Source organism: Cryobacterium sp. AP23 (assembly GCF_054075385.1).
On the sequence record NZ_CM133415.1, the window covers coordinates 2,726,632 to 2,741,526 of the forward strand.

A 14,895-nucleotide genomic window follows, 5' to 3' on the forward strand; every position below is an offset into this window, starting at 1 on the left:
CGGAGGTTTCGGTGCTGGCACGCGGAAATCCCGCCGGGCCTCGATCGGGTGCTCCCCCTAGGTCGGGATCAGGGCCGGCTCGACGGCGCGGTCGTCGTAGCCGACCGGGTTGGCCTGTTGGAAGGCCCAGGCATCCGCGCACATGTCGTCCAGGTCGCGGGTGGTGCGCCATCCCCAGGCCGCGGCCACCCGGGACGGGTCGGCGATCAGCGTGGCCACGTCGCCCGCCCGGCGAGGGGCGATCCGAATCGGCAGCCGGCTGCCGCAGGCGGCCTGGAATGCCTCGGTGAACTGCCGCACCGTGGTGCCGACGCCGGTGCCGAGATTGAAGCGTTGCAGACCCCTTGCGTCACCGAGGTGATCCAGCGCCGCCCGGTGCCCGCCGGCGACGTCGACCACGTGGATGTAGTCCCGCACACACGTGCCGTCGACGGTGTCGTAGTCGTCGCCGAAGATCTGGAATTGCTCGAGCCGGCCGACGGCGAGCTGGGTGAGGTAGGGCATCACGTTGTTCGGGACGCCGCGCGGGTCCTCCCCCAGCAGCGCACTCGGATGCGCACCGGTCGGGTTGAAATAGCGCAGCGCGATCGCCCGCAGTTCGGGGTAGCGCCGGCAGGTGTCGGCCAGGACCTGTTCGCACATCCACTTGGACCTGGCATACGGGTTGGTCGGGTTCGCGGGGCTGTCTTCGTTCAACGGCAGCGCAGCGGGTGCCGACGACGTGTCCCCGTAGATGGAGCAGGACGAGGAGAACACCAGGTTGCACACGCCGTGGGCGACCATGGCCTGCAGCAGCCGCACTGTGGCGCCGACGTTCAGGTCGTAGTACTCGAGCGGGATGCCGACGGATTCGCCGACCGCCTTCTTCGCGGCGAAGTGGATGACGGCGTCGATGTCGTGGCGCTCGAACACGGCCGCCAGGGCGGCGGCGTCGCGCAGGTCGAACTCGTACCGCCCGGCCAGTGGGCGACCGGTGATCTGCTCGATGCGGCCCAGCGCACCACGGGAGCTGTTCGAGAAGTCGTCGACCACGACCACGTCGTAGCCGTGCTCGAGGAGTTCAACGCTGGTGTGGCTCCCGATGAAGCCGGCGCCGCCGGTGACGAGCACCGTTCCGATCGGCGACCCGGTGGCGAGGGAAGCGGTGGGTTCGGTCATGGGTGACTCCTTGTCGGGATCGGGTTTGAGGGATCAGAAGACCGGCAGCACGTGGGCCAGCGCGGGCTCGACGTAGGCCGGGAACGGAGCGGCCGCGAATCCGAACAACACGACCGCGGCCACGCCGAGCGCGAGCGGCACCGGTGCAATGCGCAGGGCCGCGACGCGAAATGACGAGCCGGCCGACCGGGCCGCCTCGCGAACGTGCAGCACCGGCAACGCCAGGCTCACGACCGCGTAGCAGAGCGCTCCCAGGAGACAGAGGAACACGTAGCCTTCCCGGGGGCCCGGCGACGATTCCCCGATCAGGGCGGCCACCGAGAGGGTTGCCGTGATGGCGAAGAACGGGATGACCAGGCGGACGCCGAGGGTCTCCATGCCGTTGCTGCTCTTCGGCGTCACCCGGAAGGTGACGACGGCTCCTGGGCGCAGCGCCTGAACGAGGGCGGCCAGGACCCCCGATGCGATGAACGGCCAGCGGGCGAAGATGTAGAGCCAGTTCTCCCAGCTGATCACCGGAGCCCGGCGGGGACGCAACAGTCCCCAGTGCCGCAGGGTGAAGGCCAGCCCGACCAGGAAGACCCCGATCAGCGCCCAACGCATCAGGAACTCGAGGTAATTCACGTTCACCCAGGACACCCCGGTCACGGCCGCGACCGGCGGCAGGGCAAGTCCCACGATCGTGGTCACGGCCAGCAGCGGGTAGAACCAGAGCGCGAACAGGAACCGGAAGCGCAGGTTCGGCGACAGCCGCGGCAGGTGCCTCGGCACCGTGGTGGCCAACAACACCACCAGGCTCCGGGACCACTGGAACTCCTGGGTCACCATAGCGCTGAAGGTGAGCGGGCCGTCGCCGTGGGCTTCGGCCCCGGCCGCGAACGCGCCCTGCCAACCCGCCGAGGTGAGCAGGAAACTGGTGGAGAAGTCTTCGGCCAATTCCGGGCCGACCCCGCCGATGTCCTGCAACGCCTCGGTGCGCACCGCGTAGTGCGACCCGATCGAGATCGGCGCGAGGCCGTCCGACAGGCCGCTCTGGTAGGCGCCGTGGAAGGTGGCCTCCTTATAGAGGCGTCCGCGGGCCGACCAGGACTGGGCGGCATTCGAGTCGCACACGCTCGGCGCCGCCACGTACCCGATGGCCGGATCGCCGAAGGGCCGCACCATCTCGGCCAGGTAGCCGCGGGCCGGAACGTGGTCGCAGTCCAGTTGCGACACCACGTCGTAGTGGCGATAGCCGACCATGTCGTAGAAATAGGAGAGGTTGCCCTCCTTGCACTTGGTGCGGCGCGGCCACACCGGCCGGTGGTAGTCGGCCACGCCGCGGCGGCTGAGAACACGGATGCCCCGGGCACGGCACCACTCCCGGGTCGCCTGCGTCGGGTCCTCGTCGCACAACCACACGTCGTAGGGGTGCGGGTAGTCCTGGTCGAGCATCGCCTCCAGGGTCGCAGTCGCGGTTCCCCAGGGTTCCGACGGAGCCTTGGTCACCACGAACGCCACCCGCAGGTCCGGCACCGGCAACCGCGGGTCCACCTGCCGGATCCGGTTGACGGCGACGAGCAGGTAGCAGGGCAGGTAGGCCACGTAGAACAGCAGCAGGGTGTTCACGATCAGGCCCACCCAGCCGACCCGGTGGTCCGGCTGCAGCCACCACGACCAGAACGCGACGAACGCGACGAACCAGCCGGCCGTCAGCAGCGCGACAATGACGCGCTGCCGCACATCGAGGACGTGGGTGAAGGTGCCGGCGCGGGTGCGCCGGGTCGGGGCGCGCCGGCCGGACAGCACCGGCCCGGACGCGGTGACGGCCACGACGGTGCTGCGCACCCGCCCGGTTCGCGCCCGGTCCCGGTTCGCGACAACGGTCACAGCAGGGCCGCCAGGTTCGCCACCTCGGTGCCGCCGAGCATGGGGCGGCCCATGGCGCGCACGGTCCAACCGGCGTCCTGCCAGCTCTTCGGGTCGAGGGTGTGCCGCGCGTCGATGATCTGCGGGATGCGGGCCACGGCGTGCACGGTGCGGGGGTCCAGCTCCCGGTACTCGCTCCACTCGGTCAGGTGCAGGGTGAGGTCGGCATCCTCGAAGACGGCGGCGAGTTCGGTCGCGTACTCGAGCTGCGGGTAGGCCCGGCGGGCGTTCACCAGCGCTTCCGGGTCGTGCACGCGCACCGTCGCCCCGGCGAGGCGCAGCTGTTCCGCCACGTGCAGGGCCGGCGAGTCGCGCACGTCGTCGCTGTTCGGCTTGAAGGCGGCGCCGAGCACGGCGATGCGCTTGCCCGCGGCGGTGCCGCCGAGCAGCTCCGCGGCGAGGCTCACGATGCGGGCGCGGCCGTTCAGGTTGATCGCGTCGACGTCGTCGAGGAAGGCCAGCGCCTCGCCGACGCCGAGCTCTCCGGCGCGGGCCTGGAAGGCGCGAATGTCCTTGCCGAGGCAGCCACCGCCGAAGCCGAGGCCCGGCGAGAGGAACCGGCGGCCGATCCGCGCGTCGTGGCCGAGCGCATCCGCCAGGGTGAGCACGTCGGCCCCCGCGGCGTCGCAGACCTCTGCAATCGCGTTGATGAACGAGATCTTGGTGGCCAGGAACGCGTTCGCCGACACCTTCACGAGCTCCGCGGTGGCGGCATCCGTGGTGATGTAGGGCGTGCCGGCGGCGAGGATGTCGGCGTACACCTCCCGCAGGATCGCGTCGGCTTCGTGGGAGTTCGTTCCGGCCACGATCCGGTCCGGCATCAGGGTGTCTTCCACGGCAAAGCCCTCACGCAGGAACTCGGGGTTCCAGGCCACCTGCGCCTGCACCCCGACCGGCGCCAGTTCGGCGACGAGGTCGGCCAGCCGCGCCGTGGTGCCGACCGGCACCGTCGACTTGCCCACGATGAGGCAGGGCCGGGACAGGTGCGGGGCGAGGCCGGTGATCACGGCGTTCACGTGCACCATGTCCGCGGCGTGCGAGCCGGGCAGTTGCGGCGTGCCCACGCAGACGAAGTGGATGTCGGCGAACGCGGCGGCCTGCTCGAGCGAGGTGGAGAAGCTGAGGCGCCCGGCCTTGACGTTCCGGATCAGGAGCTCGGGCAGGCCCGGTTCGAAGAAGGGCGCCCGGCCCGCGGCGAGCGCGGCGATCTTGCCCGGGTCGGAGTCGACTCCGAGCACGTCGTGGCCGAGCTCGGCCATTGCGGCGGCGTGGACAGCACCGAGGTAACCGGTGCCAATAACGGTCATACGCATGAGAAGTCTCCGATGTCTGGGTGGAGCAGGGAGTGCGAGGGGCACCGGCGCAGGCGCCGAGGGGATGCGGGGGCAGGGCTTCGGCCCCGGGGGTGGGGGGCGGGCGTCAGGCGGAGAGGGGCTCGGTGAACGCGGGCTCGCCGGCCAGGGTCGCAACCGGCAGCCGCACGGGCGTCGGGCTGCCCTCGAACTGGGCGCCGGCGATGAGCTCGGCAGCCTCGGTCACCGTTTGGCGGTTCGACAGGAACCAGTCCAGGGTGCGGCGGATGCCCTCGGCGGTCTCGACCGCCGGCCGCCAGCCGAGCCGTTCGGCGGCACGGCTGATGTCGGGCTTGCGCCGGGTGGGGTCGTCGACGGGCAGCGGGTGGAATTCGATCGAGGAGTCCGATTGGGTCAGCTCGAGGACGAGCCGGGCCAGCTCGTCGACCCGCTTCTCGACCGGATTGCCGAGGTTGATCGGGCCGCGCTCCTCGCTGTCGATCATCGCGACGATGCCGCGCACGAGGTCGTCCACGTAACAGAAGCTGCGGGTCTGGCTGCCGTCGCCGTAAATGGTGAGGGGCTGGCCGTTCAGGGCCTGGGCGATGAAGCTGGTCACGACCCGGCCGTCGCCGGGGCGCATCCGGGGGCCGAAGGTGTTGAAGATGCGCACGATGCCCACGTCCACGCCGAGGGTGCGGGCGTAGGCCATCGAGATCGCCTCGGCGAAGCGCTTGGCCTCGTCGTAGACGCTGCGCGGCCCGATCGAGTTGACGTTGCCGAAGTAGTCCTCGCGCTGGGGGTGCACCAGCGGGTCGCCGTAGATCTCGCTCGTCGAGGCGAGCACGAAGCGGGCGCCGTGCTCGAGGGCCACCTTGAGCGCGTTCTCGGTGCCGCGGCTGCCCGCGGCCAGGGTCTCCAGCGGCATCCGGTGGTAGTCGGGGGGTGAGGCGGCGCTGGCGAGGTGCGCGATCGCATCCACCGGGCCGGTGAGGGGAAGCGGGTTGCTGACGTCCGCCTCGAGGAAGCTGAAGCGGGGGTTGACGAGGAACGGTTCGATGTTGCTCAGCTGCCCGGTGGACAGGTCATCGACGCACACCACCGAATCGCCGCGGTCGAGAAGTGCTTCAGAAAGGTGGGAACCCAGGAATCCGGCTCCTCCGGTGATCACAACACGCATGGTCCAGTTCTCCTTCGGTTTCGAGCGCGACAAACAACGCGGCTAGGCGTGTCCGCAGCGTCGTCGGGTGGCTGCGAGCCGGCAGCGAGTGGGGTACGCCGGTCACAGGCGGTACGCGAAGGAAAGCCCAACGGGAGGGCATCCCTCCGTTGGGCTAGATCAGTAAGACTGCGGGTCATTGCGGGCGCAATCTAGGGACAAATGTCCCGAATGACGGGATCAGACGAGCGAGCGTTCTGGCCCTTGTGCGCCCCACGGGGTCCGGATATACGTAGACGACCACGCGATTCTCCGCACCCGTAATCACGACACAACAAGCCACCTCCCTCACCCGCCCCCACCCGAGACGCAGCGATCGAGAGGACCCGAGTGGACGCGCAATCCGACCTGCCCGCGCATCCCCGCCCCGACGGTTCACGCCCCGAGCCAACGGTGTTCCTGCTCGACGAGCATGAAATCATGCGGAACGGGGTGCGCCACCTGCTCGCCCGCGCCGGCATCCGCGTCGTCGGCGAATCCGGCTCCGTCGCTGATGCGCTCAGGCGCGTCCCCGCGCTCCGCCCCGACGTGGTCATCATGGAGAACCGTTTCGCCGACGGCACCGGCGCGGACGCCTGTCGGCAGATCCGCTCGGCCGCTCCTCGGGTTCGGTGCGTGATTTTCGCCGACGACGCGGACACGGACGCGCGGTTCGCCGCGCTGTCGAGCGGCGCCGCCGGCTACCTGTCCAAGCGGGTCGGCAGCGACGAGCTCGTCGGGACCGTCCGGCGGGTGCTGGCCGGCGAGGTCGTCGTCAGCGAGACGCCACGTTTGTCCGAGCGACGGCACGGTGTGGCCGGTTTCGACTCGAAACTCGCCGCGCTCTCGGACCAGGAACGACGGATCGTGACTCGAATCGCCCAGGGCATGTCGAACCGCCAAATCGCGCAGGACCTTTTCCTGGCCGAAAAGACCGTGCGCAACTACGTGTCGATCGTGCTGGCGAAACTCGGATTCGAACGGCGCGGCCAGGCCGCGGTACTGCTCTCGCGCGAGCGGCCGAGTTCGTGACGAGGCGCCGCTGGATCGTGGCCGGCACAGCCGCGCTCGCGGTGTCGGCGATGGTAGGGACCGGCCTCGTCGTGGCCGCAGCGAGCACCCCGGCGCCCCTTCGGATTCGCGGCGCGGACGTCTCGTTCGCGCTGCAGAGCGAAGCTGCCGGCACCACGGTATCCGAGGGCGGCATCGTGCGACCGGTGGAACAGATCCTCGCCGACCACGGCGCGACCTACGCCCGGGTGCGGGTGTGGGTGGACCCGGAACCGGGCACGAACGACCTGGCGGCCGGCCTTGCCCTCGCCGAACGGGCCACGGCCGCGGGGTTGAGTATCGTGCTCGACCTGCACTACTCGGACTCCTGGTCCGATCGCACGAACCAGCAGACTCCCGCCGCCTGGCGCCAGCTCAGCCCGGAGCAACTGCAGACCACCGTGGAGAACTACACCCGCGAGGTCCTGCTGGCTTTCGAGGATCAGGGCACACCGGTCGGTATCGTGCAGCTCGGCAACGAGATCACCAACGGCATGCTCTGGCCGACCGGCTGGCTCTCCGGCAGCGCCGGGCAGGACTGGGCCGCGTTCGACGGGCTGCTCCGGGCGGCCGAACGCGGCGCGCACAGCGGCGCCCTGCGGCATCCGCCGAGCGTCATGATCCACCTCGACACGGGAGGCACCGTCGCCGACGGCACCCGGTTCTTCGATCATCTGGTGGCCGAAGGCATCCCGTTCGACCTGATCGGCGTGACCTGGTACCCGTTCTGGCACGGCACCCTGCCGCACCTGCAGGCCATGCTCACCGAGTTCGCGGAGCGTTACGACCGCGACATCGTCATCGCCGAGACCTCCTACCCCTGGACGCTCGAAGACGCGGACCCCGCCGGGTCGGACAACATCGTCACGAGTGCCGACCAGCTGCCGGAGGCCGCGCTGTACCCGCCGACGCCCGCGGGCCAGCGCGCCTACTTCCAGGCCTTGCGTGCCGTGTTGCTGGCTGTTCCCGGTGGCCACGGTGCCGGCTTCCTGGATTGGGAGCCGGCCTGGTTGGCCGGCGTCGGCATCAGCCGGGACATCGGCAATGCCTACGACAACCTCACCCTGTTCGACGCGTCCGGTCGCGGCCTTCCCGCTCTGGACGCCTTCGCGCCACCGTGACCCGACCGGCCCTACTCGTAGCGGAGGGACTCGATCGGGTCCTGGCGGGCGGCGCGCAGTGCCGGGATCGTGCCGGCCAGGAACGCCAGGCCCATCACGGTGAGCACGATCGTGGCCAGCGCGGCCGGGTCGAACGCCACCAGGGTGAGGCCCGGCAGGTCGGCCAGCAGGGTGTCGGCCAGCAGGGCGTTGGCGCCCAGGCCGGCCAGCATGCCCACGCCCACGCCGATCGCGCTGCCCATCAGGCCGATGAAGACCGCTTCCAGGCTGAACAGGCCGAAGATCTTGCCGCCGCCCAGGCCCATCGCCTTCATCAGGCCGATCTCCCGTGTGCGTTCCTGCACGCTCATCAGCAGGGTGTTGACGATGCCGAACCCGGCGGCCAGCAGGGCGATCACGGCGAAGGCGTTGAGCACCAGCACGATGCCGTCGATGACGGCCTTGAACGAGCCGATCTGGTCTTCCACCGTGGTGCCGGTGTAGCCCAGGTCGGCCAGGTCGGCCTTGAGCATGGCCAGGTCGGCCTCGGTGCCGGTCGGATCGAACCGGACGACGGCCTGCGCGTAGCTGTCCTTGCTGGTCTCGGACAGGCCGACGCTCTGGGCGTCATAGAGCGCCTCGGTGAGCACCTCGTTGGCCGTGAACGCCGTCGAACCCGTCAGTCCTTCCTCTGAAACGCCGACGATGGTGGCCGTCAGCTCGGACTGGGCACCCGTGACGTCGGTGATGGCAAGGGTGAGCGTGGCTCCAAGGGCGTCGGCGTCATCCGCGAAGCCCAGGGGCGTGACGAACGAGACCGGGACGGCGACCTGGTAGTCGCTGCTCGCCGCGTCGGGCTCTGCGCCAGCCGCGAGGTCCAGCGCCATGCCGGGGATGAAGCTTCCCACGTTGGCCTCGTAGGCGGTGCCGTCGGCGACCTGGACGAAGTCGGGGCTCACGCTCAGCTGCGGCTGCACCGAAAGAACACCGTCGACGGCGCCGATCGTGTCGAGATCGTTGGAGGTGAGAGCGATCAGGCTGGATCCGGGAGCACCGGGTGGCGAGTTCGGGGAGTCGATCGCCACGGCGTCGGGGTCGTACTCGACCGGACCATCCGCGGTGTCTTCGGCCGCCTTGGTGATGGTGAGCACGTCGTCGGCACCGATCGAGGCCACCGTCGTGTCGATGTACTGGTTGATGCCGGTGCCGACACCGCTGGTGAGGGTGAGGGTGAACGCGCCGATGAAGATGGCCAGCACGGTGAGGGTGGTGCGGGTCTTGCTGCGCAGGCTGTTCTTCACGGCCGAGCGGATCAGGTCGAAGACGTTCATGCGCGCACCTCCTCGGCAGTCGCGGCCGAGACCGGGGTGGCGGGCACCGCGTGCAGGGTGTCGGTGATGAGGCCGTCGCGGATGTACACCCGGCGGTCGCAGCGGGCGGCGAGTTCCTCGTCGTGGGTGACGATGATCAGGGTGATGCCCTTCTCCTTCTGCAGCGAGAAGAGGATGTCCTCCACCACCTTGCCGGTGGCGGAGTCGAGGTTGCCGGTGGGTTCGTCGGCGAAGATCACGCTGGGGTTGTTCACCAGTGCCCGGGCGATCACCACCCGCTGCTTCTGCCCGCCGGAGAGGTCGGTGGCCTTGTTCTTGGCCTTGTCGGCCAGTTCCAGCTGCTCGAGCGCGGCCATTCCGCGGCGTTTGCGTTCGGCACCGCGGATGCCGGCGATCTGCAGCGGCAGCGTCACGTTGTCGAGCACGCTCGTGCCCGGGGTGAGGAAGAACTGCTGGAAGACGAAGCCGAACGTCTCGTTGCGGGTCTGGTTGACCACCCGGCCGGAGAGGGCGATCGCGTCGCGCCCGCTGAGCTCGACGGCACCGCTGCTGGGGTTGTCGAGCAGCGCGAGCAGGTGCATCAGGGTGGACTTGCCCGAGCCGCTCTTGCCGACTATGGCGACGGATTCGCCCTGCTGGATGTCGAGGGAGACGCCCTTGAGGGCGTCGAACCGGGTGGCGCCGCGACCGTACGACTTGTGGATGTCGCGGGCGGCGAGAATGGGCACGGTCATGGGTGGTCGTCTCCTGGTGGGTGCGTGGCTGCGGTTGCGGGCTGCACGGCGGCGGGCAGCGGGAGTTGGCGTGCCGGCCGGACCGGCCCACTTCGGACCGGCCCAACGGCACGACTCCAGTCTCGTCATCGGGCCCGGGCCGGGCGTCCTCCGCTCGTAGGAACCTGGGCGTACCGCGGCCGGCCCGCTGGAGACCATCGGCGGGCCTCGGCTACCACCAACGCAGTACGCCGAACGCCCACGCCAGCGGGCAGACCCGGCGCGGATCGGTTGACAGAATAGGGGTCAGCCCCGATCAGCGGGCAGGAGGACAGCATGCCGAGCCAACCCGACACCGCACCGATACACACCGCACCGACACCCCGCGCCCGCCCGGCCACGGATCACCGCGCCGAACCGGACCACGCCGCGGGCACCTTCTCCCCGCTGTCCCGGCTGCCGGAATGGCTGCGCGACGCGGTCCTGGTGCTGCTGGTGCTCGGCCCGAGCTTCGCCCGCACCGAGTTCAGCGGCAACATCACCTCCAGCCCGGCTGCGGCGGTGCTGGGGGCGATCTCGGCCGGCACGGTGCTGCTGCGCCGGCGGGCGCCGCTGGTCGGCGCATCCGTGGCGGTCGTCGCCTGTGTACTCGGCCTGGCCGTGGACGGGCCCATCGTCTCGCACCTGATAGCGGTCCTGATCGGTGTGTTCGCCGTCGCGAGGCGCGAATCCCGGCGTACCTCGCTGATCTTCTCCGGCGCCACCGTGCTGCTGTTGGCCGGCACCATGCTGGCGTTCCTCGACTCTTCCTGGCACGACGCCCGCGCCATGTTGCAGCTGGCGGCGTTCGTGGGGTTCGCCACCGCCGCCGGTGACGCGAACCGGTCGCACGTGGCGTACATCCGCAGCATCACCGAGCGGGCCCGTCGGGCCGAGGAGACCAAGGAGTCCGAGGCGCTGCGCCGGGTGGCCGAGGAGCGGCTGCGCATCGCCCGTGACCTGCACGATCTGCTCGCCCACCAGATCGCGGTGATCAACCTGCACTCCAGCGTCGCCTCCCAGGCGCTGCCCGACCGGCCGGACGACGCCGAGAAGTCCCTGGCGACCATCCGGGAGGCCGCGCGCAACGTGCTGGGCGAGATCGGCGGCCTGCTCAGCGTGCTGCGCGCCACGGATGCGGGCGGGACCGGCGTGTCGACCGCGCCCGTCGCCGGGCTCGCCGACCTCGAGGCGCTGCTGGTCGACTTCGAGCGCAGCGGCCTGCAGGTGGACCACCGGGTGGCCGGCACAACCCGCCCGCTGCCCGGCGCCGTCGACATGGTGGCGTTCCGGGTGGTGCAGGAAGCCCTGACCAATGCGCACAAACACGGCGCCGACCATTCCGCACTGCTGCACCTGGACTACCAGCCCGAGGGGGTGGAGATCACCGTGACGAACACCGTGGATCCGCAGCCCCGGGCCGGGACGGCCGGGACAGTGAACGCGGCAGCGAATTCGCCCGCGGCGGGCGCCGGGCACGGCCTGCTGGGCGCCCGGGAACGGGTGAGCTCGGTCGGCGGCCGGCTCGCCGCGGCCCGAGGACCCGGCCCGGTCTTCCGCTTCACCGCATGGCTGCCCACCGCCAGCACCACCGCCACCACCACCGCCCCAGCCTCCACCGCCGGCCCGTCCCCCGCGGCCGCCGGTTCCGGCTCAGACTCCCAACCGAATGGTGCCTCATGATCTCCGTGGTCCTCGCCGACGACCAGTCCCTGATCCGCACGGCCGTGGCCGAACTGGTCTCGCACGAGGAAGGCTTCAGCGTGGCCGGGCAGGCGGGCGACGGCCGGGAGGCCGTGGAGCTCGTCCGCGAGCTGCGGCCGGACATCGTGCTGATGGACATCCGGATGCCGGTGATGGACGGCATCCAGGCCACCGCGGCGATCTGCGCCGACCCCGCCCTGGCGGCGACCCGGATCATCGTGCTCACCACCTTCGAGGAGGACGAGTACGTGCTGCAGGCGCTGCGGGCGGGGGCCAGCGGCTTCGTCGGCAAGGGCACCGAGGCTCGCGACCTGATGAACGCCATCCGCACCGTGCACGGCGGCGAGGCCCTGCTCTCGCCACGGGCCACAAAGGCCCTGATCGACCGGTACACCGCGCCCGCCGAGCCCACCGAGCTGGTCGTGCCGGCCGCGCTGGCGCTGCTCACCGAGCGGGAGCGGGAGATCCTGCTGCTGGTGGGCCGCGGCCACGCCAACGCGGCGATCGCCGGCGAGCTGGTGATCTCCCCGCACACCGCCAAGACCCACGTGAACCGCATGATGACCAAGCTCGGCGCGCACGACCGCGCGCAGCTGGTGATCATCGCCTACGAGTCGGGCCTCCTGGTGCCCGGCGGCCCGGCGTAGCCGCCACCCGCCCGAGAGTTGCCCCCTTTCGGACGAGTTGCCCCGCTCTACCGGGGCAACTCGTCCGAAGCGGGGCAACTCGGTGCTTCAGCGATAGTGCCGCTCCCCGCGGGCGGCCTTCTCCACCACGTCACGGATGCGCGCCGCGCGCACCGCGGGCGTCTTGATGTTGGTCAGCCGGAAGTAGATCTGGAACCGGTCGAACTTCGTGAGTGAGGCCAGGAACGCGGCCGCGGCCGGGTCGGCGTCCAGGGCGGCCTGCAGGTCGGGCGGCGCCACCGCATCCCGCTGCCGGTACGCGGCGTCCCAGCGGCCGTCCGCCTTGGCCCGGTCGACCTCGGCGACGCCGGCCGGGCGCATCCGCCCCTCCTCGATGAGGCGGGCCACGTGCTCCCGGTTGATCTGCGACCACGAGCTGTTCTTCCGCCGCGGGGAGAATCCCTGAAGCGTGTAGTCCTCGTCGAACCGGTTCGCCTGCCCGTCGATCCAGCCGTAGCAGAGGGCCACGTCCAGGGCCTCCGACCAGGTCATGCCCGGCGCCGACGAGCTTTTCTTGCGCAGCTTCAGGCGCACCCCGCCGTCGTCCGGGCTGTCGGCCAGGTACGCCTCCCACTGCTCGATCGTGAAATCGTAGATGGGACGGTCGGCCATGCTCACCATGCGCCAATTGTAGACAGATGCCGCCGACGCAGGTTCCGTGCGTCGGCTCGCCGACCTGCTGACATCGGGCCGGTCCCGGCGTAGCATCGGCCGTGGCGGGGGCCGTTGTCGGCGTTGGCAGAGGCTTGTGCCCGGTCTCCCGCGTTAGGGATGGTTCCAGATGATGAACATGACCATGCAGATGATGGAAATGCACATGAAGGACATGCCGATGCAGGGCATGGACATGAGCATGATGCAGGACTGCATCGAGGCCGCGTCCGCCTGCGAGCAGGCCTGCACCATGTGCGCCGACTCGATGATGGGCGAAGACATGGCGATGGCACGGAGCATGTGTGCCAACACGGCCGACATGGCCAGCACCATGATGCGCGCCATGCTGCGCCCGGGCGGGATGCACACGGACAGCATGATGGCCATGCACATGGCCAGCATGACCATGGCGACCGCGTGCGCCGAGGAGTGTATGAAGTTCGCGAGCATGAGTGAAGATGCCCGCATGTGCGCCGAGGCCTGCCGCCAGTGCGCGATGGCCTGCCAGAAGATGATGGACGCGATGAAGGGGATGATGCCGACCAGCTGAGTCGACGCCGTTCCACGGTTTACCGCCGGCGGTCCTGCCGCCGGGCGATGAGTTACAGCCGGATGACGCTGATGCGGTCCCGGCCGCTCGCGAGCACGTTGTACAGGGCATGCACGGCCACGGGCTGACCCGTGCCGAGGCGTGCCGTGAGGTCGGTGTGGTTCCACACCCAGACCGTCTCGGTATCGTCGGGCAGGTCGAGCAGGTCGGTTGCGCCCGGTGCTCCCAGCAGCCGGATGCCGACCCAGCCGTCGGCGGACACGCTCGCGATGATGCCGTCCACCCACTTGCCCGGGGTGGCGGCGGCTACGCGCGCCTGGATCGGCTGGAGGGCGTGGCCGGCTCCGCGATTGGCGCACACGGCATCACCGGTGTGGTTGCACTGCTGGGTGTGCAGCGGTTGCGTGATCATGTGAACCTCCTTCGCGAGCGAGTGCGCGGCTATTGCAACGAGTGTAGGTTCGCGTTTTCCCACTGTCACGAGGAATCGTCACACAACGAAACATGGCGGGCGACCGGAACGGGGTGGGGCACCAGCCTCGGCAGGAGCCGAACCAGGATCACCATCCCGACGAGTTCGACGAGGGTCTGGGTCACCACGGCCAGCGGCGCCAGGGCCAGGGACGCCGGCAGGGCGAGAGCCAGTGGCAGCACCACCAGGGAGTTGCGGGTCGCGCCGCTGAAGACGAGCGCGCGGCCCGCCCGCACGTCGAGCCGGGACAGCCGGGCCGCCAGCACCCCTAGCCCGACCATCACGACCAGGAAGACGACGTAGATCGGGATCACGGCCAGCAGCGCCGCGGCCTGCGCCCCCACGGCCGCGACCTGGGAGCCGACCACGACGGCCAGGGTGACCATCATCAGTGGCACCATGAGCGCCTGCATGGTGGCCTGGATCACGTGCCCGGCCACCCACCGCCGAGCCAGCCCCTGCACGGCTGCCGCGGCGCCGAGCGGCAGCAGGATGAGCAGCAGGAACGCCTCCAGGAACGGGGCCACGTCGATCAGACCGGTCGTGTCGGGGCCGGCGAAGAGCAGCAGGTAGACCGGCAACAGCAGTATTTGCAGCAGCATCAGCAGCGGGGTGGCGGCCACCAGTTTGTCGCGGGCGCCGCCGGCGAGCCCGGTGAACACGATCACGTAGTCCACACACGGGGTGAGCAGCACCAGCAGGAGGCCGGTGAGGAGCCCCCGGTCGTCCGAGACGAACCGGCTCAGGCCGAAAACCACCACCGGTACGGCCACGAAGTTGACCGCCAGCACAGCGCCGAGGAACCTGAGGTCGCGGAACGACCGACCGACGTCGACGAGGGGCACGCTCAGGAAGGTGGCGAACAGCAGCAGCCCGAGCACGGGCGTGATGGTGGCCGCCAGTGCGGGCGCTTCGGCCGGGGCCAGCCACCCGGCGAGCGCACCGAGCCCGATCGCGGCCAGGTACAGAGCCACCTGCCGGCGCTCCATCCGCTGCACGATCCCCGTCATGCTCCCACCCTAGGGTCGAGCCCTGGAGTC

The 14,895-nt window shown here is 70.2% G+C and carries 14 protein-coding genes; 5 read left to right on the forward strand and 9 right to left on the reverse strand.

Going from position 1 to position 14,895, the window contains the following annotated elements; genetic code table 11:
• Nucleotides 1–57: 57 nt before the first annotated feature.
• The 4 genes from galE to ACU5E9_RS12940 form a co-directional block, all read right to left on the reverse strand.
• Nucleotides 58–1,158 carry a UDP-glucose 4-epimerase GalE gene (galE, locus tag ACU5E9_RS12925; RefSeq protein WP_456810322.1) on the reverse strand — a complete coding sequence of 367 codons (1,101 nt, stop codon included), beginning with the start codon at nt 1,156–1,158 and terminating at the stop codon, nt 58–60.
• A gap of 33 nt (nt 1,159–1,191) precedes the next feature.
• The gene (locus ACU5E9_RS12930; RefSeq protein WP_456810323.1) at nt 1,192–3,027 is read right to left on the reverse strand and encodes a glycosyltransferase family 2 protein; all 1,836 of its coding nucleotides are present in this window, start codon (nt 3,025–3,027) and stop codon (nt 1,192–1,194) included.
• Nucleotides 3,024–4,373: a UDP-glucose dehydrogenase family protein gene (locus ACU5E9_RS12935; protein WP_456810324.1), complete on the reverse strand. Its 1,350-nt coding sequence runs from the start codon at nt 4,371–4,373 to the stop codon at nt 3,024–3,026. The genes ACU5E9_RS12930 and ACU5E9_RS12935 overlap by 4 nt, the downstream gene beginning before the upstream one ends.
• Before the next feature lie 112 nt (nt 4,374–4,485).
• Complete coding sequence (locus ACU5E9_RS12940; protein ID WP_456810325.1) at nt 4,486–5,538, reverse strand: UDP-glucuronic acid decarboxylase family protein; 1,053 nt, start codon at nt 5,536–5,538, stop codon at nt 4,486–4,488.
• A gap of 369 nt (nt 5,539–5,907) precedes the next feature.
• Here ACU5E9_RS12940 and ACU5E9_RS12945 point away from each other — a divergent pair, with 369 nt between their 5' ends.
• A complete protein-coding gene (locus tag ACU5E9_RS12945; protein WP_456810326.1) occupies nt 5,908–6,588 on the forward strand; it encodes a response regulator in 681 nt (226 codons plus the stop codon).
• A 17-nt stretch (nt 6,589–6,605) separates the two neighbouring features.
• Complete coding sequence (locus ACU5E9_RS12950; protein ID WP_456810327.1) at nt 6,606–7,727, forward strand: glycoside hydrolase family 53 protein; 1,122 nt, start codon at nt 6,606–6,608, stop codon at nt 7,725–7,727.
• 11 nt (nt 7,728–7,738) lie between these two features.
• Here the strand turns inward: ACU5E9_RS12950 and ACU5E9_RS12955 are convergent, their stop codons facing one another.
• Entirely contained in the window at nt 7,739–9,037 is a 1,299-nt protein-coding gene (locus tag ACU5E9_RS12955; protein WP_456810328.1) for an ABC transporter permease, read from the reverse strand.
• On the reverse strand, nt 9,034–9,771 hold the full coding sequence (locus ACU5E9_RS12960; RefSeq protein ID WP_456810329.1) for an ABC transporter ATP-binding protein: 738 nt from the start codon (nt 9,769–9,771) through the stop codon (nt 9,034–9,036). The genes ACU5E9_RS12955 and ACU5E9_RS12960 overlap by 4 nt, the downstream gene beginning before the upstream one ends.
• A 315-nt stretch (nt 9,772–10,086) precedes the next feature.
• On the opposite strand from ACU5E9_RS12960, the gene ACU5E9_RS12965 reads away from it, so the two are divergent.
• Both ACU5E9_RS12965 and ACU5E9_RS12970 read left to right on the forward strand, forming a co-directional pair.
• Nucleotides 10,087–11,472 (forward strand): sensor histidine kinase, encoded by a 1,386-nt coding sequence (locus ACU5E9_RS12965; protein ID WP_456810330.1) that lies wholly within the window; start codon nt 10,087–10,089, stop codon nt 11,470–11,472.
• Nucleotides 11,469–12,140, forward strand: coding sequence for a response regulator transcription factor (locus ACU5E9_RS12970; RefSeq protein WP_456810331.1), 672 nt, complete (start codon nt 11,469–11,471; stop codon nt 12,138–12,140). Before ACU5E9_RS12965 ends, ACU5E9_RS12970 begins: the two co-directional genes overlap by 4 nt.
• 87 nt (nt 12,141–12,227) lie before the next feature.
• Here the strand turns inward: ACU5E9_RS12970 and ACU5E9_RS12975 are convergent, their stop codons facing one another.
• Complete coding sequence (locus tag ACU5E9_RS12975) at nt 12,228–12,800, reverse strand: YdeI/OmpD-associated family protein (RefSeq protein ID WP_456810332.1); 573 nt, start codon at nt 12,798–12,800, stop codon at nt 12,228–12,230.
• Between the two features lie 160 nt (nt 12,801–12,960).
• On the opposite strand from ACU5E9_RS12975, the gene ACU5E9_RS12980 reads away from it, so the two are divergent.
• The gene (locus ACU5E9_RS12980) at nt 12,961–13,383 is read left to right on the forward strand and encodes a hypothetical protein (protein ID WP_456810333.1); all 423 of its coding nucleotides are present in this window, start codon (nt 12,961–12,963) and stop codon (nt 13,381–13,383) included.
• A gap of 52 nt (nt 13,384–13,435) precedes the next feature.
• Here ACU5E9_RS12980 and ACU5E9_RS12985 read toward each other — a convergent pair whose 3' ends face one another.
• Nucleotides 13,436–13,795: a hypothetical protein gene (locus ACU5E9_RS12985; protein WP_456810334.1), complete on the reverse strand. Its 360-nt coding sequence runs from the start codon at nt 13,793–13,795 to the stop codon at nt 13,436–13,438.
• 65 nt (nt 13,796–13,860) lie between these two features.
• Entirely contained in the window at nt 13,861–14,865 is a 1,005-nt protein-coding gene (locus tag ACU5E9_RS12990; protein ID WP_456810335.1) for a bile acid:sodium symporter, read from the reverse strand.
• Nucleotides 14,866–14,895: the final 30 nt, after the last annotated feature.

Coding starts and splice junctions, on each gene's coding strand:
- ACU5E9_RS12935 (WP_456810324.1), bottom strand. CDS start 4,373: ATGACCGTTATTGGCACCGGTTACCTCGGTGCTGTCCACGCCGCCGCA.
- galE (WP_456810322.1), bottom strand. CDS start 1,158: ATGACCGAACCCACCGCTTCCCTCGCCACCGGGTCGCCGATCGGAACG.
- ACU5E9_RS12970 (WP_456810331.1), top strand. CDS start 11,469: ATGATCTCCGTGGTCCTCGCCGACGACCAGTCCCTGATCCGCACGGCC.
- ACU5E9_RS12955 (WP_456810328.1), bottom strand. CDS start 9,037: ATGAACGTCTTCGACCTGATCCGCTCGGCCGTGAAGAACAGCCTGCGC.
- ACU5E9_RS12975 (WP_456810332.1), bottom strand. CDS start 12,800: ATGGTGAGCATGGCCGACCGTCCCATCTACGATTTCACGATCGAGCAG.
- ACU5E9_RS12940 (WP_456810325.1), bottom strand. CDS start 5,538: ATGCGTGTTGTGATCACCGGAGGAGCCGGATTCCTGGGTTCCCACCTT.
- ACU5E9_RS12985 (WP_456810334.1), bottom strand. CDS start 13,795: ATGATCACGCAACCGCTGCACACCCAGCAGTGCAACCACACCGGTGAT.
- ACU5E9_RS12965 (WP_456810330.1), top strand. CDS start 10,087: ATGCCGAGCCAACCCGACACCGCACCGATACACACCGCACCGACACCC.
- ACU5E9_RS12990 (WP_456810335.1), bottom strand. CDS start 14,865: ATGACGGGGATCGTGCAGCGGATGGAGCGCCGGCAGGTGGCTCTGTAC.
- ACU5E9_RS12980 (WP_456810333.1), top strand. CDS start 12,961: ATGATGAACATGACCATGCAGATGATGGAAATGCACATGAAGGACATG.
- ACU5E9_RS12960 (WP_456810329.1), bottom strand. CDS start 9,771: ATGACCGTGCCCATTCTCGCCGCCCGCGACATCCACAAGTCGTACGGT.